The sequence below is a fragment of the Metapseudomonas boanensis genome, assembly GCF_042232855.1.
Classification (GTDB): Bacteria; Pseudomonadota; Gammaproteobacteria; order Pseudomonadales; family Pseudomonadaceae; genus Metapseudomonas; species Metapseudomonas boanensis.
The window spans coordinates 2,584,818-2,607,686 of sequence record NZ_CP113889.1 but is presented as its reverse complement, the minus strand read 5'-3'; the positions used below and the strand labels follow the sequence as shown (position 1 = coordinate 2,607,686).

The 22,869-nt window shown below is 65.4% G+C and carries 18 protein-coding genes; 11 read left to right on the top strand and 7 right to left on the bottom strand.

Translation table 11 applies throughout. The features are described from left to right. Positions 1-5 precede the first annotated feature (5 nt). Both OXH74_RS12025 and OXH74_RS12020 read left to right on the top strand, forming a co-directional pair. Positions 6-770 (top strand): ABC transporter ATP-binding protein, encoded by a 765-nt coding sequence (locus OXH74_RS12025; RefSeq protein ID WP_375741378.1) that lies wholly within the window; start codon positions 6-8, stop codon positions 768-770. Between the two features lie 227 nt (positions 771-997). Then, complete coding sequence (locus tag OXH74_RS12020; protein WP_375741377.1) at positions 998-1,927, top strand: MurR/RpiR family transcriptional regulator; 930 nt, start codon at positions 998-1,000, stop codon at positions 1,925-1,927. 92 nt (positions 1,928-2,019) lie between these two features. On the opposite strand, the gene OXH74_RS12015 is transcribed toward OXH74_RS12020, so the two are convergent. Genes OXH74_RS12015 through ptsP form a run of 3 tightly spaced genes read right to left on the bottom strand, consistent with a single transcriptional unit; the run spans position 2,020 to position 7,588 of the window. Continuing rightward, entirely contained in the window at positions 2,020-3,774 is a 1,755-nt protein-coding gene (locus OXH74_RS12015) for a PTS fructose-like transporter subunit IIB (protein WP_375741376.1), read from the bottom strand. Next, positions 3,771-4,727, bottom strand: coding sequence for a 1-phosphofructokinase (pfkB, locus tag OXH74_RS12010; RefSeq protein WP_375741375.1), 957 nt, complete (start codon positions 4,725-4,727; stop codon positions 3,771-3,773). Before pfkB ends, OXH74_RS12015 begins: the two co-directional genes overlap by 4 nt. Beyond that, complete coding sequence (ptsP, locus tag OXH74_RS12005) at positions 4,727-7,588, bottom strand: phosphoenolpyruvate--protein phosphotransferase (protein WP_375741374.1); 2,862 nt, start codon at positions 7,586-7,588, stop codon at positions 4,727-4,729. The genes pfkB and ptsP overlap by 1 nt, the downstream gene beginning before the upstream one ends. Positions 7,589-7,796: 208 nt before the next feature. On the opposite strand from ptsP, the gene cra reads away from it, so the two are divergent. Further along, positions 7,797-8,789 carry a catabolite repressor/activator gene (gene cra, locus OXH74_RS12000; RefSeq protein ID WP_215379623.1) on the top strand — a complete coding sequence of 331 codons (993 nt, stop codon included), beginning with the start codon at positions 7,797-7,799 and terminating at the stop codon, positions 8,787-8,789. Between the two features lie 159 nt (positions 8,790-8,948). On the opposite strand, the gene feaR is transcribed toward cra, so the two are convergent. The 3 genes from feaR to OXH74_RS11985 form a co-directional block, all read right to left on the bottom strand. Continuing rightward, entirely contained in the window at positions 8,949-9,899 is a 951-nt protein-coding gene (feaR, locus tag OXH74_RS11995) for a transcriptional regulator FeaR (RefSeq protein ID WP_375741373.1), read from the bottom strand. 175 nt (positions 9,900-10,074) lie between these two features. Continuing rightward, positions 10,075-11,484 (bottom strand): APC family permease, encoded by a 1,410-nt coding sequence (locus OXH74_RS11990; RefSeq protein WP_375741372.1) that lies wholly within the window; start codon positions 11,482-11,484, stop codon positions 10,075-10,077. Between the two features lie 38 nt (positions 11,485-11,522). Beyond that, complete coding sequence (locus OXH74_RS11985) at positions 11,523-13,010, bottom strand: aldehyde dehydrogenase family protein (RefSeq protein ID WP_375741371.1); 1,488 nt, start codon at positions 13,008-13,010, stop codon at positions 11,523-11,525. Positions 13,011-13,269: 259 nt separating this feature from the next. Between OXH74_RS11985 and OXH74_RS11980 the strand changes: the two genes are divergently transcribed. From OXH74_RS11980 to OXH74_RS11965, 4 genes are all read left to right on the top strand, one after another. After that, positions 13,270-14,607, top strand: a complete 1,338-nt coding sequence (locus OXH74_RS11980; RefSeq protein ID WP_375741370.1) for an aspartate aminotransferase family protein — start codon at positions 13,270-13,272, stop codon at positions 14,605-14,607. Positions 14,608-14,659: 52 nt separating this feature from the next. After that, positions 14,660-15,319 (top strand): LuxR C-terminal-related transcriptional regulator, encoded by a 660-nt coding sequence (locus tag OXH74_RS11975; RefSeq protein ID WP_375741369.1) that lies wholly within the window; start codon positions 14,660-14,662, stop codon positions 15,317-15,319. Between the two features lie 147 nt (positions 15,320-15,466). Continuing rightward, complete coding sequence (locus OXH74_RS11970; RefSeq protein ID WP_375741368.1) at positions 15,467-16,288, top strand: molybdenum cofactor biosynthesis F family protein; 822 nt, start codon at positions 15,467-15,469, stop codon at positions 16,286-16,288. After that, a complete protein-coding gene (locus OXH74_RS11965; RefSeq protein ID WP_375741367.1) occupies positions 16,285-17,067 on the top strand; it encodes an SDR family NAD(P)-dependent oxidoreductase in 783 nt (260 codons plus the stop codon). The genes OXH74_RS11970 and OXH74_RS11965 overlap by 4 nt, the downstream gene beginning before the upstream one ends. 154 nt (positions 17,068-17,221) lie before the next feature. On the opposite strand, the gene OXH74_RS11960 is transcribed toward OXH74_RS11965, so the two are convergent. After that, positions 17,222-18,019: an SDR family oxidoreductase gene (locus OXH74_RS11960; protein ID WP_375741366.1), complete on the bottom strand. Its 798-nt coding sequence runs from the start codon at positions 18,017-18,019 to the stop codon at positions 17,222-17,224. 283 nt (positions 18,020-18,302) lie between these two features. Between OXH74_RS11960 and OXH74_RS11955 the strand changes: the two genes are divergently transcribed. From OXH74_RS11955 to OXH74_RS11940, 4 genes are all read left to right on the top strand, one after another. Further along, entirely contained in the window at positions 18,303-19,562 is a 1,260-nt protein-coding gene (locus OXH74_RS11955) for an MFS transporter (RefSeq protein WP_375741365.1), read from the top strand. A gap of 140 nt (positions 19,563-19,702) precedes the next feature. Beyond that, complete coding sequence (locus tag OXH74_RS11950) at positions 19,703-20,689, top strand: LuxR C-terminal-related transcriptional regulator (protein WP_375741364.1); 987 nt, start codon at positions 19,703-19,705, stop codon at positions 20,687-20,689. A gap of 111 nt (positions 20,690-20,800) precedes the next feature. Continuing rightward, a complete protein-coding gene (locus OXH74_RS11945; protein ID WP_375741363.1) occupies positions 20,801-21,673 on the top strand; it encodes a transporter in 873 nt (290 codons plus the stop codon). After that, the gene (locus tag OXH74_RS11940; RefSeq protein WP_375741604.1) at positions 21,670-22,854 is read left to right on the top strand and encodes an MFS transporter; all 1,185 of its coding nucleotides are present in this window, start codon (positions 21,670-21,672) and stop codon (positions 22,852-22,854) included. Before OXH74_RS11945 ends, OXH74_RS11940 begins: the two co-directional genes overlap by 4 nt. Positions 22,855-22,869 lie beyond the last annotated feature (15 nt).

Here is a 22,869-nt window from a genome sequence, read left to right as displayed (position 1 = left end):
CACCGATGTACAGACTCGAAATCGACAACCTGCACAAACGCTATGGCAACCACCAAGTGCTCAAGGGCGTGTCCCTGGCGGCCAAGGCTGGTGACGTCATCAGCATCATCGGCTCGAGTGGCTCCGGCAAGAGCACCTTCCTGCGCTGCATCAACCTGCTGGAACAGCCCCACGACGGCACAATCAAGCTCAACAGCGAATTGCTCGAACTGGTGACCAACAAGGACGGTGACCTGAAAGCCGTCAATCCCAAACAGCTGCAGCGCATGCGCTCGCGCCTGGCGATGGTGTTCCAGCACTTCAACCTGTGGTCGCACATGAATGCCCTGGAGAACGTCATTGAAGCGCCGGTCCACGTGCTCGGCGTGCCGAAGAAGGAGGCCATCGAGAAGGCCGAGCACTACCTGGCCAAGGTCGGCGTCTCCCATCGCAAGGATGCCTACCCGGCGCACATGTCCGGCGGCGAGCAGCAGCGCGTGGCCATTGCCCGAGCCCTGGCCATGGAGCCGGAGGTGATGTTGTTCGACGAGCCGACGTCGGCGCTGGACCCGGAGCTGGTCGGCGAAGTGCTAAAAGTGATGCAGGACCTGGCGCAGGAGGGCCGCACCATGGTCGTTGTGACCCATGAGATGGGTTTCGCGCGCGAGGTCTCCAATCAGCTGATGTTCCTCCATCAAGGCCGCGTCGAAGAAAGCGGCTGCCCGCGCCAGATACTGGCCAACCCTCAGTCCGAACGCCTGCAGCAGTTTCTCGCCGGCAGCCTGAAGTAGCGCTAGGCCGGACGTGACTGACGCGCGGCAACCTGCTTGCCGGGGATGATCTGCCGATCGTCGGCAAGCAGGCTCCGAACCCCGGGCGTTGCGTGAACGGCCAAGCAGCCACGCTGGCTTTGCCGGGATCTGCACGGCCGGCTTCGGATACACTTCAGCCAGACTCATGCAGGCCAGCCAAGCCGGACGCTTGCGCCTCCCAGACACTTGAAGAAGCGCTGAATACCATGCCTACAGCACCCAAGAATGCAACGGTCTACGCCGCACCTGTGATGCGCAAACTGACGGAAATGGCGCCGAACTTGCAGCCGTCACTACGCAAGGTCGCCGATTTCATCCTGCGCCATCCGCTGAAGGCGGCGACCCTGACGATCGAGGAGCTGGCCCAGCAAACCGCCACTTCGCCTTCGGCGGTCAATCGCCTGGCCAAAGTGATGAACTTGGGTGGCTATACCGGCTTGAAGACCGAACTGGTGACCACCCTGCAGCAGATGGTTTCCCCGATCGACAAACTGCGCAACGAACTGGAGCAACGCGCCGGTGGCGAATTCGGGTTGCATGAGCAGATTCAGATCGCCAGCCGCAACCTCGGCACCGCCGGCGCCAACAACCCCGCAGCGACCTTCGAGGCGTTCGTCGCCAGCCTGATCACCGCACGCAGGATCTACGTCCTCGGCTTTGGCAACAGCGCTTATATGGCCGGTCTGGCCGCCGGCACGCTGATGCCATTCTGTGCCGATGCAACCGCCATCAGCATGGAAGGCGGCAACGAAAACGCCGCCTACCGCCTGGCCGCAATTACCGACCAGGACGTACTGCTGGCCATCTCGCTGCCGCGCTATTCGCTCGACACCCTGCAGCTGGCGCGCTTCGCCAAGGAGCGTGGCGCCAAGGTGCTGGCGATCACCGACTCACCCGCATCGCCACTGAGCAACATTGCCGAACACGTACTGTTCGCCCCAGCCGATCACCCGGTACTGACCAGCTCCAATATCGCCGTGCTCGCCTTGATCGAAGGCTTGGTGGCAGGCGTCATGGCGCGCAACAAGGAGGCAGTGAAACTGGCCCAGGAGCTGACCGAAAGCGTAATGGCGTACCTGCATCTACCCACCGCTGGGCAGGTGGGCAAGCGCACGAAAAAGGTGGAGAAGCAGTGAACGGACGGCCCAGATAGATCGGCAGCCTCGGCACCATTTACCCCATAACCCCCAATGGTTCCTGACCGCGGGGGTTTCTTTGGCAAGTGAAGTCAGGCCACCCGTCCACCCTCCAGCACCATCTCCTGTTCAGCCCCGCGTTTGAGCACGGCATAGAGCAGCCCGGTGAGCAGGCTGCCGGCGACTATCGCCAGCAGGTAATACAGCGCGTGGTTGATGGCGTTGGGGATGAGCATGACGAACAGCCCGCCGTGGGGCGCCATCAGTTTGCAACCGAAGTACATTGACAGTGCCCCGGTCAGCGCACCACCGGCAATCGCGGCCGGGATCACGCGCAGCGGGTCCTTGGCGGCGAAGGGAATGGCGCCCTCGGAGATGAAACACAACCCCAGCACCAGCGCCGCCTTGCCGGCCTCCCGCTCGCTTTGGGCGAACTTGCGGCGCATCAGCAGCGTGGCAATGCCCATGCCGATGGGCGGCACCATGCCCGCCGCCATGGTGGCGGCCATCGGCGCGTAGCTTTGCGAGGCGAGCAGACCGACGGAGAAGGCATAGGCGGCCTTGTTGATCGGCCCGCCAAGGTCGACGCACATCATCCCACCCAGCAGCAGGCCGAGGAGAATCGCGTTGGAGGTGCCCATGTTGTCGAGGAACGCCGTCAGGCTGGCGAGCATCCCGGCTACCGGCTTGCCGACCACGTAGATCATCACCAGCCCAGTGAAGAGGCTCGACAGCAACGGGATGATGAGGATCGGCTTGAGCGCCTCGACACTCGGCGGCAGCTTGGCCCAGCGGTTGATCGCCCGCGCCGAGTAGCCAGCGAGGAAGCCGGCGATGATGCCACCGATGAAACCGGCGCCGAGGGTGCTGGCAAGCAGCCCGCCGATCATGCCCGGTGCCAAGCCCGGGCGGTCGGCGATCGAATAGGCAATGTAGCCCGCCAGCAAAGGCACCATCAGTTTGAACGCGGCGTCGCCGCCGATCTGCATCAGCACAGCGGCCAGGGTGCCTTCTTCCTTGAACGCCTCGATGCCGAATACGAATGACAGTGCGATCAGCAAGCCGCCCGCCACCACCATCGGCAGCATGTAGGACACGCCGGTGAGCAGGTGCTTGTAGGCGCCTTTCGGTTCAGCCTTGGCCTTGCCGGTCGAACCCTCTGCACTCGCCTTGCCTTCCAGCACCTGGCCTTCGGCCAGTGCGCGCTTGAGCGTGGCTTCGGCCTGTTTGAGGGCCACGCCAGTGCCGCAACGGAACACGCGCTTGCCGACGAAGCGTGCGGTGTCGACTTCGATATCGGTCGCCAGGAGCACGACGTCAGCGGCAGCGATGGCCTCCGGTGCAAGCGGGTCGCGGGCGCCCACCGAGCCCTGGGTTTCCACCTTGAGCTCGTAACCCAGGCGCTGGGCAGCCTGCTTAAGCGCTTCGGCTGCCATGAAGGTATGCGCCACACCAGTTGGACAGGCCGTCACCGCCACCACCTTGGGCGTGGCATCGGCCGGCGTGCTGACTGCCTGTACGGGTAAGGGCTCAACTCGTTGCACCCGCGCCTCGACAGCACCGCGCAGCAAGAAGGCCTCGCTGTCGCGCAGCGCCTCGGATGGCGTCGCAAGGAATATCCGTTTGCCGCTGAAGCGGCTGAGATCGATGTCACCGCTTCGTACGACGAGGATCCAGTCCGCCGCTTCGAGGGTGGCAGCGGGAAGCCGGTTCTCCGGATGCTGCGGATCGAAGACTTCGACGCTGGTGCTCCAGCCCAGGCGCTGGGCGGCTGCATCCAGCAACCGCGCGCAGAGCACGCTGGTGACCATGCCGTTGGGGCAGGCAGTGACAATGGCAAGTTTCATCGAGGCACCTCTTGTTGTTCTGCGAGCGCCTGGACCTGCACGGCGCTTTCGAGCTGTTGCAGTTGCACCGCGTCGCCCAGGCCGAAGCCGACCTGGGTGACCGCCTGGGCAGCGATGGCGGTGGCGTGGCGCAGGGTGTGCGTGGCCGACCAGCTGCTGAGCAGTCCATGGACCATGCCCGCCAGCAGCGTGTCGCCGGCCCCGACGGTGCTGACCACGGTGACCTTGGGCGGCAGCGCCTGGAGCGCCAGATCGGGGCCGAACCAGGACACGCCCCGGGCGCCTTGGGAGATCACCACCTGATCGATGCCCAGCGCCCGCAGGTGCGCAGCCTCGGCGGCCAACGCATCGCCGGCCTCCAGCGGACGGCCACAGATTTCGGCCAGCTCGTCGGTATTCGGCTTGACCAGCCAGGGCGTCGCCAGCAGGCCGGCTCGCAAGGCCTCGCCGCTGCTGTCCAGGGCGACTTTCAATCCGTGCCGCTTGAGTCGGCGCAACAACTCGCCGAACCAGGCGGGGTCGACGCCGCCCGGCAGGCTCCCCGCCACCACGGCGACGTCATGGCCAGGGGCGAGTTGGTCCAGACGGTCGAGCAGTTCGACCTGGGCCCGCTCGTTCACTTGCGGTCCGGGTCCGTTGATATCGGTGATGCGGCCATCGCGCTCGGCGAGCTTGATGTTGCTGCGGGTCTCGCCGGGGACGCGGACGAAGCCATCGACGAAGCCACGGCGAGCGAACAGCGCCTCGAAGGCTTCCGGGTTATCCGCGCCGAGGAAGCCCGTCACGCTGAGGCGGTGGCCGAGGTCCGCCAGCACCTGGGCGACATTCAGGCCCTTGCCGGCGGCATGGCTGACCTGGGCCAGGCTGCGATTGACCTGGCCAGGTTCGAGACGCACCAGGCGCAGGGTCAGATCAAGCGCCGGATTCAGGGTAAGGGTGAGGATGCGTGCCATCAGAAGCGCTCCGCCAGGGCGCGCACGGCTGCTGCGCTGTCCAGGGCCAGGGCGCTGGCGGCCAGTTCCCGGGCGGCGGAGCGGCTGATCTCGCGCACCCGCGCCTTGACCTCGGCGATACCGCCAGCAGACAGGCTCAGCTCATTCACGCCAAGGCCCACCAACAAGGGCACGGCCAGCGGGTCGCCCGCCAGCTCGCCGCACACGCCCACCCATTTGCCTTGGTTATGGGCGGCGCGCACGGTCATGTCGATCAGGTGCAGCACCGCCGGATGCAAGCCGTCGGCCTGGGCGGAAAGGGTCGGATGGCCACGGTCGATGGCCAGGCAGTATTGGGTCAGGTCGTTGGTGCCAATGCTGAAGAAATCCACCTCGCGGGCCAGCGCCGGGGCGATGAGTGCCGCCGAGGGCACCTCGACCATGATGCCCAGCTGCAGATCGGCCTGGGGAATCTCCGCGACCAGGGCCAGGGTCATGTCGCGGGCCTGGCGCCACTCATCGATGTTGCCGACCATTGGGAACATGATGCGCAGCGGCCGCCCATCACTGGCGCGCAGTAGCGCCCGCAGCTGGGTTTCCATCAGATGCGGGCGTTGCAGGGTGAGGCGCACGCCACGCACACCAAGGAAAGGGTTTTCCTCGTCCGGCACCGGCCAGTAGGGCAAGGGTTTGTCACCACCCACATCCAGGGTACGGGCCACCAGCGGGCGGCCGTCGAGGGCGTCGAATACGCGACGGTACTCAGCCTCCTGGGTCGCCAGGTCCGGCGCCTGCGGATGGGCCATGAAGATGAATTCGGTGCGCAGCAGGCCGACACCTTCGGCGCCATGGGCCACGGCCTTGGCGGCGCCGTTGCTGTCGCCCAGGTTGGCGCAGATCTCCACCACGTGACCATCGCGGGTGGTGGCCGGCTCCAGCTTGTGGGCCTCGGCCAGGTGCAGGCGCCGCTGGCGGTTTTCCTGTTCCTGCTGTGCGCGCTCACGCTGTTCCGCATCTGGCGCGACCACCAGACGACCGCGTTGGCCGTCGAGCAGCAACGGGGTCTGCGGCGCCAGCAGCAGTACGCCAGCGCCGGCACCAACCAGCGCCGGAATGCCCAGGGCGCGGGCGACGATAGCACTGTGGGAGGTGGCGCCACCACGGGCGGTGAGGATGCCGGCGACGCGGTTGCGGTCCAGCCGCGCCACGTCGGACGGAGCCATCTCGTCCATGATCAGGATGTAGGGCTCGTCCGGCTCCGCCAGTTCCTCCACGCCGCAGAGTTGGCCAAGCACCCGGCGACCGATGTCACGCAGGTCGGCGGCGCGTTCGGCGAGCAGCGCATCGTGCAGGCTTTCCTGTTGGGCGGCAGCGCTTTCGATCACCGTCATCCAGGCGGCGGCCGCACTTTCACCCTGCTTCAGGCGGGTCTCCACCTCGTCGCCGAGGTCAGGGTCGGCGAGCATTTCCAGGTGGGTGATGAAGATTTCGCGGATGGCCTTGGCCTCGCTGCGCAGCACCAGCGCCTCGATATCCGCGCGTACATGCGCCAAGGCCTGCTGCAGGCGCTCACGCTCGACGGTCGGCGATTCGCCGCGCAGCGGGTAGTCCAGTTCCTTGCGCACATGAATATGGGCCGGGCCGATGGCGATGCCTGGTGCGGCCGGTACGGCTTGCAACTGGCTGCCTGCCGGGGGCGCCTGCACCGGCACGGATTCCGGCTCGGGCTCCTGGGCCTGCGCCTCACCCACGGGCAGCGGCTCCACCTCCTCACCCAAGCCTTGTTCGATGGCGGCCTTCAAGGCCGGCAGCGCCTGCTCGGCGATACCGGGATCGGCGAGGATCTCGAGCACCTGGCCACGGCGAACGCCGAGGCTCAGTAGCTTACTCAGGCTCTTGGCCGACACCGCAGGCACGCCGCTATCAGCTACCCGCACGCGAATGTCGCCTTCGAAAGCCTTGGCTAGCTGAACCAGTTCTTTCGCGGGGCGGGCGTGCAGGCCATGAGCATTGGCCAGTGGCAGGCGCAAGCTCGGCCAGTCGGGCTGGACCTCGCCGCCGAGGGCTTCAAGCACCGCGCGACGCTGCGTGGCGCGCGCCAGTTCGCGGCCACGGCCTTCGATCAGCAAAGCGCAGAGGCGCTCCAGCAACGCCAGGTGTGCGTCACCCAGGCTGGCCAGGCAGAACAGGCCGTTGAGCGGCTGGTCCAGGTAGCGCAATGGTTTGTCGGGCGTCAGATAGGCAAGACCAGGGCGCTGTACGGCCTGGTCGCTGTGCAGCCACCACAGGCCCTCGCCCAGGGGTAATGGATCACCCTGCAGCAAGGCGGCGGCAAAGCCACTGCCAACGCAATCGGCCCGACGCAGCAGGCGGGCACCTTGCAGCACCAGTTCGTCGTAATCCTCGGCTGGCACGCCAAGGCCAATCAGTTGGTCGTCCAGGGCCAGTTCCTGAGGGGCACTCTGCAGCAGTTTGAGCACTTCTTCCGGGCCCTGCGCGCGGCGCAGTTCGCTGCCGAGGTCGGCCTCGCCCAAGGCGCGGGTAAGGATCTGCAGGAGGCGCAGGTGTTCGTCGGATTTGGCGGCGATGCCAATGGCCAGGTAGACAATCTGGCCATCGCCCCAATCCACGCCTTCGGGGAATTGCATCAGGCGCACGCCGGTACGATGGACCAGGTCGCGGGTCTGCGGGGTGCCATGGGGGATGGCGATGCCCTGGCCCAGGTAGGTGGAGCCCTGCCCCTCGCGAGCTTGCAGCCCGGCCAGGTATCCGGGCGCGACCAGCCCATCCCCCTCGAGCTGTCCGGCCAGCATTTGCAGCGCAGCGGCCTTGTCCGGCGCCGACAGTCCCATGGAGACCTGTCCTGCGGTCAGTTCGAGCATTGCATCACCTCACACGGGCCTTGAGCCCTTCTTGTCGTTATCGCCAAGCCTTCAGCAGTGTCATCACCAATCGTCGCGGCGATCGATTAAAGCGTAGACAGAACACCTGCTGAATCGTTTCACTAAACTCAATGGGCACGTTACTCGATAATCTTCGTTTCTTGAAGCCCGCCCGATGAAACACATACGCATAACAGGAGCCGCGAACTTGAAACTCAGCGATATCGCTCGCCTGGCCGGCGTCTCGGTGACCACGGCCAGCTACGTGATCAACGGCAAGGCCGAGCAGAAGCGCATCAGCCCGGCGACCGTGGAGCGTGTGCAAGCAGTGGTCGACGAGCACGGTTTCAAGCCAAACCCCCAGGCGGCCGGGCTGCGCAGCCGACAGACACGCACCCTCGGCTTCATCCTGCCGGACCTGGAAAACCCCAGTTATGCGCGCCTGGCCAAGCTGCTCGAACAGGGCGCCCGAGCCCGCGGCTATCAACTGCTGATCGCCAGCTCGGACGACGAGCCGGAAAGCGAGCGCCAGCTGCTCAAGCTGTTCCGCTCGCGCCGCTGCGATGCGCTGATCGTCGCCAGCTGCCTGCCGCCTGATGACGACAGTATTCGCCGACTGCAGGACGAAGGACTGCCGGTGATCGCTGTCGACCGCGAATTGGACCCGCAGCATTTCAGCTCGGTGGTCAGCGACGACCGCGAGGCCTGCCTGCAACTGACCCGCAGCCTGCTGCACCCGGCGCCTCGGCATATCGCCCTGCTCGGCGCGCGGCCCGAACTGGTCACCAGCGCCGAGCGCAGCGCCGGCTTCCGCGAGGCGGTTGCCGGACTCGATTGCAAGGTGACGATGGAGCATGGTGAAGAGTTCAGCCGTGAGTGCGGCCGCCGGCTGATGCATGACCTGTTGGAGCGCATGGATCAGCTGCCGGATGTGCTGATCACCACGGCCTACGTGCTGCTGGCAGGCGTGCTGGATGTGCTGCGTGAACGCGGAGACTGGCCGAACCAACTGCGGGTGGGCACCTTCGGCGATACGCAGTTGCTGGATTTCCTGCCGCTACCGGTGAACTCCATGTACCAGCAGCACGAACTGATCGCCGATCAGGTCCTGCGCCTGGCCCTGGCGGCGGTAGAGCAGGAGCGCTACCAGCCCGGCGTGCGGGCGGTACCGCGGATGCTCAAGGAGCGGATTGCGCAGTAGCGTGTCTCCCCCTTCCCGGAGGGGGCTGCTCGGTCTGTAGGAGCCAGCTCGCTGGCGAACGGCACCGCTCAAGAGCTTCGCGAGCTAGCTCGCTCCTACAAAGGTGCTGAGCGTGCCGGTTACAGGCTAACAACCACTCACGCAGAAAGCGCCAAGCCCTCACCCATTGATCGCACTCGCTCGGTATTCCCGTGGTGATTGTTCGAAGTGCTTCTTGAAGGTGCGGCTGAAGTGCGCCGAATCGGTGAAGCCCCAGCGAAACGCGATATCGGTGATGGACTCGTTACGCAGGCGCGGATTGCACAAGTCAGCGGCACTGCGCTTAAGGCGTGAGCGCTGAATGAAGCGGCAGACGCTGTCGCCCTGCTCCTCGAACAGCCGATAAAGCTGGCGCACCGAGATATTCAACTGCCTGGCCAGGGACAGCGGGGTGAGGTTGGGTTCGGACAGGGACTGGTCGATCAGCCGCTGCGCCAAGCTACGCAGGCCAGCGTTGTGCGAACCGTCAAACTCACTACCGGCATAGCCCGGCTGTTGCTTCAGGGTCGGCGCCAGCAGGGCGATCAGCGCTTCCTGCAAGGCACCGCCCTCCTCCAGGCCGGCGCAATTATCCAGTTCCCCGCCACAGAGTTGCTCCACGAGCGTGCGCAGGATGCGGCCGCTGGCACAGTGCTGCGAGAGCTTGCCGAACTTCGGCTGACCGTCCGGCAGGTGGCGACAGACCTCCTCGCGTGAGAGGTGGAAGGAGGCATGCTCGATCAGCCCATGCGGCAGAATCTCGCAACTCTTGGCCGAATCCATCAGCGCCATGTCGCCAGGCGCCAGTTCTATGCTTGTCCCGGCCTGGCGCAACTGGGCGCGACCGCTGCGCTGGACGACAAGGAAACAGAAGCGATCATCTTCGTGGTCGGCCGAGGTGCGCTGTCGGCTGATCATTCCGGCGTTGGTGCGGATCTGCGCCACTTCGAGACCGGCCAGGTCCTGCCGGGCGATGTCACCGATGAACAAGCCGTGATTGAGCGCGCGACGCGATTCGAAGCGTCCGCATACACCCTGCAGGGCGCGGACCCAGGAATCGAAACTGTGCGAACAGGAGACGTGCGTAGCCATGGGGCACCTCCGAATCGGCTCGGGCCGGTTTGTCGTTATGGCCACATAATTAACATGTTAATGTTTATCCGGCAAGCCCGCCCCGTCAGTGCAACTGCAGACGAAAAAAAGGGCCGCTGAACGGCCCTTTTCGGTTGGCGTTCCGTGCGACGGAGCCCAACCTGCATCAGTTAACTCAGATGTCCGGCTCGAACAGCTTGCGCTTCATGACCAGCTTGACCCACACCAGCGCAATCAGGCCGACCACCGCCAACACCACGCCGGTGAGCAGGTAGACGGTCTGGGTCATCTCCGGCGACGGCGAGTTGTTCAGCGCGACGTACCCCATGCCAAGGATGCCGACGATCTGCGGCAACGGGTAAAACGGCGTCTTGAACGGACGCGGCAGCTCCGGGTGGCGGCGGCGCAGCACGATCACATTGATGTGGGCAATGATGTACGCCAGCAGCCAACTGGTGGAGGCCGCAATCAACAGGGTGATGATCGAGTCCGGCCCCATCAGCAGGAACGGCAGGGCGATGATCACCGCGACGAAAACGATGGCGATCCACGGCGTGCCGAAGCGCTTGTGCAGCACCTTCATCTGCGGGAAGGCCTGGCCGTTCTCGGCCATGCCGCTGAGCATCCGCGGCACAGCGGCTAGCACAGTGTTGACGGTGCTGCAGGTGGCGGTCAGCGCCATCACCGTGGCAATGATCACCGCGCCCTTGCCGAACACCGCGAACACGTAGTCCAGATACGGCAGCGGCGAGGTGGTCAGAGTTGCCACCGACAGGTAGCGGCTGGCACCGATGCAGAAGATCACGAAGATGGTGAAGGTCAGGGTCAGTGACAGCATCATCGAGCGCGGGATATTGCGCTCCGGACGACGCACTTCGCCGATCAGCGGGCAGATGAACTCGGCGCCCACCATCAGCCACATGGCCAGGGTCACCAGGCCGATGAAGCTGCCGTCGAGGATGCCGGCGAAGCTCCAGTCCACATCAGAGACGAAACCTGTCGGCGCTGGCTCGGCCAGACCGCCCAGGGCGCTGACGCCGACCAACAGCAACGCCGCCACCATGGCGAAGGTGAAGACGTTCTGCATGCGCGCGAAGACGTCGGTACCAAGGATGTTCAGCACCGCCAGCACCACCAGGATGCTCAGCGGCACCAGGGTCGTCGGGAAGACGCCGGGGAACAGCTTGTCGAGAATGGCGTCCACCAGCAGCAACTCGGCGGAGAGGCCGAACATCGCGACGATCACATAGCCTGCGAATACCGCGACTATGGCCGGGAAATGACCGATGGCTTTCTGCGTGTAGGTGGCCAGCGTGCCAGCCTGGGGAAACATCAGCGACAGCTCGGAAAAGGTCAGCACGTAGCACTGGGCCAGGATGAAGGCCACCGCGAAGGCGGCCAGGAAGCCCAAGCCACCAAAGCCCATGCCTTGCAGCGCCGACATCATCGCACCCTGGACCACCACGACACCGATGCAGATGGCGATCATGGTGGCGAAGCCGATGGTCTTCCTCGCCGGGCGTGCAGACTCGCTGCCTGCTGCCGGCAGCGCTACACCGACGGTGTTCGGGGAGCTCTTGTTCATTGTTGTTTTCCTCGAGGTGAATGGTCGGGCTCACGCCGTCAGTAGGCGATGCACACGGACTTGTTTTCGGTGAAGGCCTCGATGGCCGCATGGCCCATCTCACGGCCGATGCCGGACTGCTTGAAACCGCCGAAGGGCATGGAAGGGTCCAACAGGTTGTGCGCGTTGACCCACACGGTGCCGGCCTTGAGGCGCGGGATCAGGCCCATGACCTGCTTGAGATCGTTGGACCAGATGCTCGCGGCCAGGCCGTAGGGGCTGTCATTGGCCAGGTTCACCACTTCGTCGATCTCGTCGAAGGCGGTGGCCACCAGCACCGGACCGAAGATTTCCTCGCGCACCACCTGCATGTCCGGGCGCACGTTGGCAATCACTGTCGGCTTGACGAAGAAGCCCTGCTCACCGTGCTGCTCGCCGCCACAGATGACGCTGGCACCCTGAGCGCGTGCGCTGTCGATCATCCCCAGCACGCGGCGCTGCTGCTTGGCGGAGATCAGCGGGTTGATCTGTGCGGCCGGATCCAGGCCCGGGCCAATGCTGAGGCTGCTGGCGATGCCATGCAGGCGTTCCAGCACCTGGTCGAAGGACTTGCGCTGCACATACAGGCGCGAACCAGCGGTGCAGACCTGACCATTGTTGAAGAAGATGGCCCCGGCTGCGCCAGCCGCAGCGTTATCGAGGGCAGTGTCGTCGAGCACGATCACCGGCGATTTGCCGCCCAGCTCCAGGGTAAAGCGCGTCATGTTTTCCACGGCGGCATGGCCGATCAACTTGCCGATCTGGGTCGAGCCGGTGAACGCCACTTTGTCGATGCCCGGATGCGCGGCCAGCGCCGCACCAGCTTCGGCGCCCACACCGGTGACAATGTTCACCACCCCGGCGGGGATGCCCGCCTCGAGGCACAGCTGGCCCAGGCGCAGGGCGGTGAGCGGTGTTTCGTCGGCGGGCTTGAGGACCACGGTGCAGCCACAGGCCAGCGCCGGGACGACCTTCCACAGCGCCATCATCAGCGGGAAGTTCCAGGGCACGATGGCGCCGACCACGCCCACCGGTTCCGGCACCGTGTAGGCGCGGAACTTGCCGCCGGGAATGGCGCCGATCGACACATCCAGGCTCTTGCCTTCGATCTTGGTTGCCCAGCCGGCCATGTAGCGGGTGTACTCGACGCCCGCGCCGACCTCGATGGCCCGCGACAGGTTGATCGACTTGCCGTTGTTCAGGGTTTCCAGCTGCGCCAGCTCTTCGCCGTAGGCCTCCAGTAGCTCGGCCAGTTTCAGCAGCAGCCGCTCACGGTCAGCCGGTCGTTGCGCAGCCCAGCTGCCCTCGAAGGCACTGCGGGCAGCAGCCACGGCCAGGTCAACATCCTTCTGGCCAGCCACGGCAACACGCGCCAGCTCTTCACCCGTGGCGGGGTTGAACACCGGCATCTCGGCACCGGAAAGCGCAGGGCGTGACTTGCCGTCGATCAACAGGCCATGACGAGCCTGAAGAAAGGAAGCAACGCGGGGGTCTAGGGCAACGGTCATCTCGATTCCTCTATGTCGCTCGGCCGTCTGGGCAGCCGGGTATTACGGATAGTCGAGAGCACTCTGCGCCAAACCCAGTGGGCATTCTTGACCGAGCCTGCCGGGCCACTTGCCACTGGCTGCCAGCCGCTCGGCATTCCGCCCCGGCCACGGCAGCGTGGGGCAATATCCCTGGCAGGCAGAGTCAAGACAGCCATGGGCCGTTGCGGCACTAATGGCACCACGCAGTCGCCGTATGTGCATCGGAGGAGAATTCACCATGAGCACTAAAGACAACGCCTTCTGGCACCCCATGCTTCACCCGAATGAGATGAAGCAACGCGAACCCATCCGCATCGTCCGTGGCGACGGCTGCTTCGTGATCGATGACAAGGGCAACCGCCTGGTGGATGGCGTCGCCGGCCTGTGGAACGTCAACGTCGGGCACGGCCGCCCCGAGATCAAGGCCGCCATCACCGCCCAACTGGACGAGCTGGAGTACTTCCAGCTGTTCGACGGCGTCAGCCATCCGCGCGCCGAAGAGCTATCGCGCCTGGTGGTCGACATGCTGGAGCCGGAAGGCATGCGCCGTGTGGCCTTCAGCTCCGGCGGCTCGGACGCCGTGGAAACCGCGCTGAAGCTGGCCCGCCAATACTGGAAGCTGCAAGGCCAGGCCGACCGCACCAAGTTCATCTCCCTGCGCCAGGGCTACCATGGCACCCACTTCGGCGGCGCTTCGGTGAACGGCAATACGGTTTTCCGTCGCAACTACGAGCCGCTGCTGCCGGGCTGCTTCCACGTCGACACGCCGTGGCTCTACCGCAACCCCTACAGCCAGGACCCGGAAGAGCTCGGCCAGATCTGCGCCGACCTGCTCGAGCGCGAGATCCAGTTCCAGAGCCCGGACACCGTGGCCGCCTTCATTGCCGAACCGATCCAGGGCGCGGGCGGTGTGATCGTCCCACCGGAGAACTACTGGCCGCTGATCCGCAAGGTCTGCGACAAGTACGGCGTGCTGCTGATCGCCGACGAAATCGTCACCGGCTTCGGCCGCTCCGGCTCGATGTTCGGTAGCCGCCTGTGGGGCGTGAAGCCGGACATCATGTGCCTGGCCAAGGGCATCTCCTCAGGCTACATCCCGCTGGGCGCCACCGTGGTCAACGAGCGCATCGAGCGGGCCTTCGCCGCCAATGGCAACTTCACCGGCGCGATCATGCACGGCTACACCTACTCCGGGCACCCGGTGGCCTGCGCCGCCGCCCTGGCCAACCTGGACATCGTGCAGAAGGAAAACCTGCCGGCCAACGCCGCCAAACAGGGCGATTACCTGATGCGCAGCCTTGCTTCCTTCCCCGAGCGCTTCGCTGCGGTCGGTGAGGTGCGCGGCAAGGGCCTGATGGTGGCACTGGACCTGGTCAGCGACAGGACCACCCGCGAGCCAATCGACCCCATGGGCGGTTACGCCAACCGCGTCGCCGAAATCGCCCGCAACAATGGTGTGATGGTCCGCCCGGTGGGCACCAAGATCATCCTGTCGCCACCGCTGGTGATCCAGCAGGAGCAGGTCGACACCATCGTCAACGCGCTGGCCATAGGCTTCCAGGAAGCGCGCTTGTAACCGACTCCCGGAGCGCAGCCTACTGCGCTCCGGCCTTCTCAGGGAGCATGCCGTGGACAATGACTTCGGCCTGCAGTGCCTGTTGGCTTTCAGCCGGGTGGTCCCGGCATCCTTCCTCGCCTTCTACCAGGTCGACAGCCGCCTCCAGGCCCGAGACTTCCGGCTCCTGCGGATGGATGCCCGCACCCACCGCGACTACCTCTGCCACTACCGCGAATTCGACCCCCTGCAACCCGCTCTCTGCGTCGACAGCGGTCGCCCGGTGCTCCCCCTGCACGACGCCATGACCCGCCAGCCGCGTGAGCAGCGCCAGGTCTATCAAGGTTTCCTGCAGCGCCACGGCATCTGCGATGTGGTGGAAGTGATCGCCCGCGACCAGGGCCGTCCGGTGGCTGGCGTCTCCCTGTTGCGTACTGTTGAGCTCGGCCGTTTTGCCACACGTGAACTGGACTGCCTGCAAGGGCTGCAGGGCCTGCTGGAACTGGCTGCACGGCATGCACCTGGAGCGAGGGAGACGGTCGCCAACCCTCTCGCCAACCTCACCGCGCGCGAACAGGAAATCGCTCTGTTGCTGCGCGAAGGCCAGACCAACAAGGACCTCGCCCGCCAGCTCGACCTCAGCCTGGCGACGGTGAAAACCCACCTCATCCACCTGTTCCGCAAGACGGGGGCACGCAGCCGTACGGAGTTGGTGCGACGCCTGTTTCCGTAGGAGCGAGCTTGCTCGCGAAATGCCCAATATGTGTTTGCGAACAAGCTCGCTTCTATGGATACCTCGCCCATCAACCATCCGGTTGATACCCCGCCCACCCCGCACCAGCGAGCATGGGCCATCCCCCCACCCACCCGGAGATGCCCCATGACCACCCAACCCGAATGGATCACCGTAGGCGCCCTGGCTGATGGCTTTGCGCCCGATGCCTTCATACTGCCGAACCTGGCCGATCTCGCCGACAAGGCCTTCACTTTGCACTTCGCCAATGGCTGGCAGATCGAACACCACTTTGGCGCCGAGCGTCTGGCCTGGACCATGCAAGATGGCAGCGCCAGCGGAAAGGCTCCCTACCGCGCCACCTCGATACGCGACGGTCTGTACCTGGTGGACTTCCTCAAGCAGGAAGACGGGCGCACGTTGTCCGTCAGCTTGGTGCTGGATATCGCCCACGCGGCCTTCACGGCCGTAATCGGCCAGATGCCCAGTGAAGCGGAAAGCCGTGGCGACCTGTTCAGCAAGGCGCTCTCCGGCCGCGAGCTGACCTGCGTGAAAGCCGAGTTCCTCCACGGCAGCCTCGACCGCCCATACAGCGAAGGCTGCTGCCCGCACGCCCCGACCCGCGAGCTGGTGGGCCTGCGCAACCTTTACCGCTACAGCCCCAGCGAGGTCTATGAACACCTCTATCTCAACGAGAACTTCTACAGCTGGCAGTGCCTGAAAGGTGTCGAACAGGGTCTGGCCGATACCGATCGCTGCCACTACCTGAAGATCGCCGATGAGCTCTACCTGTTCGTCTGGCGCGAAAAGATCATCCCCACCCTCGGCGTGCTGCTCATCGACCTGCAGCAGCACCGCAGCGACGGCAAGATCTGCGGTTACGCCGGCGGCGACTTCGGCCAGCTGTCGAATTTCCCGGTCAGCTCGTATTGCAGCGTGCTCAACCGCACCGAGTACCCGCAGCCATGAAGGGCCGGACTATCGTCATAACCGGTGCCGGCAGCGGCATCGGCGCGGCGTGTGTGCGCCGCCTGGCGGCGGAGGGCGCCAACCTGGTGCTGGTCGGCCGACGCCGCGAACCGTTGGAACAGGTCGCCGCCGAATGCGCTGGCCTGGTGCTGGCCGGGGACGCTGCCAGCAGCTCCGACTGGCGAGGTTTCATCAGGCAGATCATCGACCGCTTCGGCGGCATAGACGGACTGGTCGCCAGTGCCGGCGGCCATGGTTTGGGCAGCGCTACGGAAACCTCTGACGACACCTGGCAGGCCGCGCTTCGCAGCAACCTCGACAGCGCCTTCCACAGCGCTCGAGCCTGCCTGCCAGCCTTGGTCGAACGACGCGGCAGCATCGTGCTGATGGCGTCCATCGCCTCCTTGGCAGCGGGCGCCGGCGTGTGCGGCTACACCACCGCCAAGCACGCCCTGCTCGGCCTGAGCCGTTCCCTGGCGCGGGACTATGGCCCGCAAGGTGTCAGGGTGAATGCCATCTGCCCTGGCTGGGTGCGCACGCCGATGGCCGATGCGGAGATGCAGCCTCTGATGGTGCATCACGGTGAAAGCCTCGACGCGGCCTACGCCCGTGTCACCGCCGAGGTGCCGTTGCGTCGCCCCGCCAATCCCGCCGAGATCGCCAGCGCTTGCCGCTTCCTGCTCTCGGACGACGCCTCGATCATCACCGGTGCCACCCTGGTAGCCGATGGCGGCTCGAGCATCGTCGATGTGCCGACACTGGCTTTCGAGCGGATCTAGAGTCCACAAGGAGGTTAAGCCAGATTCCACGGACTACGCCCCTCTCCCCTTGAGAGAGGGGCGGAGGTGAGGGGTGCGGCCCTTCGATCGGACCGTGAAAGGTAGGCCTTCAGCATTTTTCGCGAGTGAATCCATGCCCCCAATGCCACGAGCCTCAGCCCAACCCCACTGTCACCTCCGGCAAGGTCGCCCCGCCATCGACCACTATCGTCTGACCGGTGATGTATCCCGCCGCATCCGAGGCGAGAAAGAGCATCGCCGAGGCAATGTCATCGGGTTCTCCCAGGCGCCCAAGCGGCACGGCGGCGGCAATGCGCGCGCTCAGTACGGCGTCGCCCAGATTGTCCATGGCGGGCGTGCGGATCATGCCCGGCTCCACACCGTTCACGCGCACCTTCAGCGGCGCCAGCTCCAGCGCCGCCGCACGAATAAAGCCATTCACCCCAGCCTTGGCCGCCGCGTAATGGGTCAGCCCCGGATAGGCGACGCGCGGGCCAGTCACCGACGACGTCACCAGCAGGCAGCCATGCCCCTGCCGGGTGAAGAGCGGTAGCGCGCCCTGGGTCAGCCAGAACAGTGCCGAGAGATTCACATCCAGCGTGCGCTGGAGCACCGTCGGGGTGATCTCGGCAAAGTCGGTCAGCGGGAAGTAGCCGGCGTTGTGCACCAGTACATCCAGCCGCCCATGGGTCGCTTCGAGGTGCCGCATCAGTGCAGCAATGGCTTCCGGCTGGGCCAGATCCACTGCCTCGGCACTGGCCTGCCAGCCCCGCGCTCGCAATTCCGCCGCCAGGGCCTCGGCCTGCTCGCCGCGCAGGTCGGCGATCACCACCTGGGCACCAGCAGCCGCGAACTGCTGGACGATGGCCTGGCCAATGCCCTGGGCACCGCCGGTGACCAGCACCACGCGGTCATTGAAATTGCAACAAACAGACGAAGGAACACTCGGCATGGGCTAACTCCCCAGAAGGCGAAAGTCCAAGCTTGCGCTCGGCTCGTACCCCTTGCTTGCCCCCCGCTGCCAGCGCCTTGCACGTGGCTGCCATGCCCTAGAGTGCGCAGAGTGCTCACCACAGCCGATGCCAAGGCCTGCGGTGAGGTATGTCTCGCCCAATCTCAGGTGCGCGCCGGGCACCCTACGAGGGCTGCAGGGCCAATGAATTCGCCCCTACAAAGAACCACGGCAAATAAATCACGTTAAGATATTAACCATTCCTCGATCAGTGAACCGTCCCGTGCAATCCTCGACGTCCGACTCCCGCGCCTGGCCGCCCGCTATCCGCGCCCTGCGCCATCGCAACTTCCGTCTGTACTTTGCTGGCCAGGCAATTTCCACCCTGGGCAGTTGGCTGCAACAGGTGGCCCTCGCTTGGTTGATCTACCGCCTCACGGGCTCGGCCGCGCTGCTCGGCGTCACCACCTTTGCCGCACTGCTGCCGCAATTGCTGGTGGGTCCGCTGGCCGGTGCCTGGATCGACCGACATGACAAGCGCCGCCTGCTGATCGGCGTGCAGGGCCTGCTCGGCTTGCAGGCCATCGGCCTGGCCGTACTCACAGCGACCGAGTTGATCGGCCCGACGCTGATCGTCGCCATGGCAGCGTTACTGGGCATCCTCAATGCCTTCGACACTCCGCTGCGCCAATCCCTGCTCAGCCAGTTCGTCAGCGGCAAGGAGGACCTGCCCAACGCCCTGGCGCTCAACGCCATGCTGTTCAACTCGTCGCGCTTCATCGGCCCGCCGCTGGCCGGGCTGCTGCTGGGCTTTACCACCGAGGCCGCCTGCTTCGCCCTCAACGCCCTCTCCTACCTGGGCTTGGCCGCTGGGCTGCTGGTAATCCGCATGGCGCCAACACCGCGCGCCCAAGGCTCCACCAGTCATGTGTTCCGCGAAGGATTGAGCTACATTGCCAGCCGGCCGGTAATCCGCCTGATGATGGTCAGCGTGCTGGTGATCAATCTCACCGCGTCCAGCTACGCGGTTCTGCTACCCGTCTTCGCCAAGGACATCTTCGCCGGCGACGCGCGCACCCTCGGCTGGCTCTGGGGTGCGGCAGGCCTGGGCTCGCTGCTGGGCACCCTGTTCCTCGCCAATCGCCACGCCCTGCCCAGCCTGGTCAAGGCCATCATGGCCTGCGCCCTGGCCAGCGGTGCGGCGTTGCTCGGGTTTGCCGCCAGCACCCAGTTGGCCCTGTCGCTGCTGGCTATGGCAGTGCTCGGCTTCGGTATTTCCACCTGCAATGTGGGCACCAACATCCTCCTGCAGAGTCTCGCGCCGGAGCACTTGCGCGGCCGCGTGGTGGCGCTCTATACCTCGACGCGCTTCGGCTTCGACGCCATTGGCGGCTTGCTCGCCGGCATCCTCGCCGAACACTTCGGCGCCCCTATCGCCATGGCCACGGCGGGCGTACTGCTGCTCGGCTACTGCATCTGGCTGCTGCCGCGCCAGCGCTGGCTGGGCCGGGAGATAGCCGCGACCACGGAGGTCCCGCACTAACCCCTATCCTGCATCTGTAGGATAGCGACGCTTCCCGGCGAACCTGATACTCGCTCCAGGCCCTGCCCCGTCGCGAAGACGATTGGCCACGACCCAAAACCGTGACAGAACAACAACAACGTCGCATCTGGGGATACCGCATGAGCAGGAAAGACCAGGGCGATCAGATGATCGCCACCGCCTTGCTGGAGCAGTTCAGCAACACCACGCTGGAACTCCAGCGTCTGGCCAGGGACAGGTCCATCGAGCGCTTCCATGCCCTGGCCCTGGCACGGGTGCAGCAGCTACTGCCCTTCGATAGGGCCTGGTGGGGCCGTGCGGCGATGATCGACGGCATGCCGGAAGAACACAGTTCCCACTTGTTCAACCTGCCGCCGCATTACCTGGACGACTGGCAGTCGATCCGCCATGACGACATCACGGTACCGTTGGTCAACGCCGCGCCGGGCAAGTCGGTCATCGTCGATTGCGCCAACAGCACGCCGGGCCTGAAGTGGCTCGGCGAGCGCCACGAGATCGGCGAGTTCCTCTGCGTGATCCACGTCGACCCGCAGACCCAGCTCAGCGATCACCTCACCCTCTACCGTGCCCCAGCTGCGAAGCCCTTCACCACCCTGGACCAGTTGCTGCTGGATAACCTTATGCAACATCTGACTGCCGCCGTCTCCGCCAACCAGATCCGCACCCTGGTGGCCAAGCGAGAAAGCCTGAGCAACCCACGCAACCTGGCGCTGGCCGTGTGCGACTCGCGCGGCACCCTGCATTGCGCCGAGCGTGGCTTCGTCGACCTGCTGCTCACCGAATGGCCGGACTGGACCGGCCCGCAGATGCCCGAAACGGTCAGCCGAGACGGCTATCAGGGCGCCCGCGTGCAACTGGAAGTGTCCGCCGTAGGCGACCTGTTCCTTCTCGCCGCGCGCAGCCAGAGCCCGCTGCAACAGCTCAGCGCTCGCGAAAACGATGTCGCCCAGCGCTTCGGCGAGGGCAAAACCTACAAGGAAATCGCCCGCGACCTGGGCCTGGCGCCCAATACCGTCCGCCATCACATACGCACCATCTATTCAAAGCTCGGCGTGAAGGACAAGGCGAGCATCGCCCACCTCCTCCACGCACCGCCTCCCGACTGATTCCAGCCCTGCTCACAGCCTGATTTCCAGCTGCCCACTTGGGCGGCACGGGCAGCCTTTTGCCCACAGAAACCCACCTGCCACAACAACGACAACAGAGACGCAACGCCCATGACCCCGACTCGCCACCTCTACACCGCCCTGCTCGGCTGCACGCTGCTGCCTGCCGCCGGACAGGCAGCCGACATGAACGCCCGCGACTTCTTCTCCGCCCCGGTGGGCACGCAACTCGGCGTGGTCTACCTGCCGACCAACCGCGCCAACGACTTCCATGGCCCGGCGGATGCCAACGGCAAGGCTGAGCTGGAGGTCAACGCCCTGGCCTACCGCCATGTATTCTTCAGCGACATCTGCGGCACCCTCTGCACACCGCAGTTCATCGTGCCCTTCGTCGACATCGACGCGCGCCTGCCTGGTGCCACCCACCACACCAGCGAGCGCGGCTTCGGCGACCCGCAGGTGGGCGGCACGCTGTTCTTCATCAACCAACCGGAAACCCGCACTTACAGCGGCCTGCTAACCCTGCTCACGCTGCCGGTAGGCGAGTACCACAGTCAGAATCCGGATGTGTCACCCGGCACTAACCGCTGGGGCCTGACCTTCAATTACAACTACACCCAGGGCATCGGCGAAAAGTGGGTGCTGGAGGCCAACCTCGAAGCGCAGTTCTACGGCAAGAACGACGACTACTACGGTGCCGACCTCGAACAGGACCCGCTCTACCGCCTACAAGCCTTTGCCTCCTACGACTTCACCCCGGCCACCTACGGCGCCCTGCGCCTGGTGCATGCCGATGGTGGCGAACTGCGCCTGAACGACCGCACCCTCGACGACACCCACCAGCGCTATACCCAACTCGGCGTCGAACTCGGCCACTGGCTCGACCCGCAGAACCAACTGATGTTCGCCCTCTCGCGCAATGTCGATACCGACAACGGCTACCACGGCAACCAGGCCCTGCTGCGCCTGGTCCACGTGTTCTGACCCCGGAGCCCTCCGCCATGACCACCCCATCACCTTCCACGCCCCTGGCCCTGCTGGCTGCCATTGTCGTCTTCGCCGCCATCACTCCAGCCGTGCTGATGACTGCCCCGGCCGTCGCTGCCCAACTCGCCGCGCAATGGCAACTGGCACCGGCGCAGATCGGCGACCTGTTCTCCGCCGAACTGGGCGCCATGAGCCTGGCCACCCTGCCCGCCTTCTGGTGGCTCAAGCGCGTCGACTGGCGTCGCGCGGCGCTGCTCGCGGGCCTGCTGTTCATCGCCGGCAACCTGGCCTCGGCCTATGCCGCCGACTACGCCACGCTGGTTGCGCTGCGTTTCGCCACCGCTCTGGGTGGTGGCTCGCTGATGATCCTCTGCCTCTCCAGCGCCGCCACCACCACCAACCCGAGCCGCGTCTACGGTATCTGGGTGATGGGCCAACTGGTGCTCGGCGCCATCGGCCTGAGCCTGCTGCCACCGCTTTTTGAACGCCAAGGTCTGGCCGGCGGCTACTTCGTCCTCGCAGTACTCGGCTTGCTCGCGTTGCCCCTGGCCCGAGCCTTCCCGGCGGGCAGCCAGGCGAGCGCGCAACAGGTCGGTGAAGCTCGCGCAGTGCCACGCGGCAAAATCGCTCTCGGCATTCTTGGCCTGCTGGGTTTCTACATCGCACTGAGCGGGGTCTGGACCTTCATCGGCGCCATCGGTGTCAAAGCCGGGCTGAACGCCCAGGTCAGCGGCGACATCCTCGCCGTCGCCACTCTAATGGGCATCGCGGGTTCGGGCTGCGCCACTCTGATCGGCGCACGCCTGCCCCGCGACCTGCTGCTGTGCAGCGGCTTCGGCCTGTTGACTGTGGCCACCCTGCTGCTGCTCGACCAGCCGCAACTGGCGCGTTTCGCTGTCGCCGCCCTGCTCTTCAAGTTCACCTGGACCTATGTGCTGCCGTTCATCCTCGCCAGCCTCGCCGAATTGGATAGCGACGGCCGCCTGATGAATACCAGCAACCTGGTGATCGGTGGCGGCCTTGCCCTGGGTCCGGCGCTTGCCGGCCGCCTGATCGAACAGCAGGGCAACTACCAGGCCTTGCTGCTGGGCGCTGCCTCCCTTACCGCTCTGTCGCTGCTGGCCATCCTCGGCAGCCGCACGCGCCCCACTCCCGTCACCACTCCCCAATCCCTGTAAGCCATGGAGCCCCCA